General features: G+C 37.3%; 1 protein-coding gene. It reads right to left on the bottom strand.

Annotated elements, in window-relative coordinates:
* Window positions 1-112: 112 nt before the first annotated feature.
* Window positions 113-1150 carry an IS110 family RNA-guided transposase gene (locus E2R66_RS28095; RefSeq protein WP_134738019.1) on the bottom strand — a complete coding sequence of 346 codons (1038 nt, stop codon included), beginning with the start codon at window positions 1148-1150 and terminating at the stop codon, window positions 113-115.
* Window positions 1151-1398 lie beyond the last annotated feature (248 nt).

Below are 1398 nucleotides of genomic sequence, written 5' to 3' on the forward strand. Positions count from 1 at the left end.
GCTCAAGAGATTCTGTGTTAATAATCAAATATTTTTTAATTTTGATTTATTAAAGGCGGCTTAAGTCAGCCTGTTTAGGGCAGTTCATCATTTAATGGCTGCCCTAACCCTTTTAAACCGCGTTCGTATTTTCACTTACTCTTTGTAAATATTCTTTGCTATAAGGTTGATTCGTTTTCCAAATTATATATATCAACTCTAATAATTTTCGCTGTACGGCAACTGCAGCCTTCATTTTAACGCCGTGCTTAGATACTAATCTTACGAATATAGCTTTATAACGATCTTCGTTTCTGATAGCGGATAAAGCCGGTAAGTGCATGGCCTTTCTTAAATACCGGTTTCCCTTTTTTGATATTTTGGGCTTTCCTTTGACGGATGTACCTGACTCTTTTTCTTTTATATCCAGCCCGCTGTAACTGACCAATTGTTTTTTATTGCGAATCAGATCAAACCCGTTCGTTTCTGCCAGCACCGTCACCGCGGTTAGTTTTCCAACTCCAGGTATTGAAGTAATATTGGCTATCTGTTTAATCAGACCTGTATCTGGTTTTATATTTTCTGCCATCTCTGAACGGATCTCTTTTTCCTGCCTGTTAATAAGATTGATACGTTCGTTCATTCTTGAAATGCTGTATTCACTGGGGTGGGCTTCTGCTTGCTCGGCATGTAATTGATTCTTTATCATTGTTCGCTCTGCTATGAGCTGATCCCGTTCACGTGTAAGTTGTTTTAGTGTTCGGAATATCTTTTTAGGCCTTTGCCACATTTCCAATGTTCTTTCCAGTCCATATTGGCATATACCCTGTGATACGGTTTTATCGGTAATGGTCTTCGTTTCCAATGTCTTAAGATAGTTGCTGATTTTATTAGGCAAAACGATACTTACTTCAAAGCTTTGTTCGGTTAAATAATAAGCTAATTGCTCATGATAAACCCCTGTTGCTTCCATCACATATCGAACTGCTATTGAGCCATCAGTATGCTTTTTTATCCATAGGAGTAAAGCTGCAAACCCTGATGGTTTATTGGCAAATGTCTTGTAGGCATAAACCTCTTTTTGAATAAGTTGATCAATCCGCCCCAGGGAAACCACCAACTCCTTTTGTGCTACATCAATTCCGGCTACTTGTTTTACAATGTTTGTCATCACTTTGGTTTAAATAATTTATTAAGTGAATAATCCTTCTTCGTCTTTTCTCCTGGTTGGATATTCTGGATATACTGCTATGCGGTATTCCTTACATTCTGTTCAAACTCTAAAGGATAAAAAAGTGTGAGGTAATATCTCTTGACCAACATATTTTTAAAATTGTTTAGGGCTCCGTTTACTCTCACACTTTTTCACTTTTTCTTCAAGATTAACACTTCCTTTGTAATTGACAAACATAGGAGGGC

The sequence above is a fragment of the Mucilaginibacter psychrotolerans genome, assembly GCF_004519315.1.
Lineage (GTDB): Bacteria > Bacteroidota > Bacteroidia > Sphingobacteriales > Sphingobacteriaceae > Mucilaginibacter > Mucilaginibacter psychrotolerans.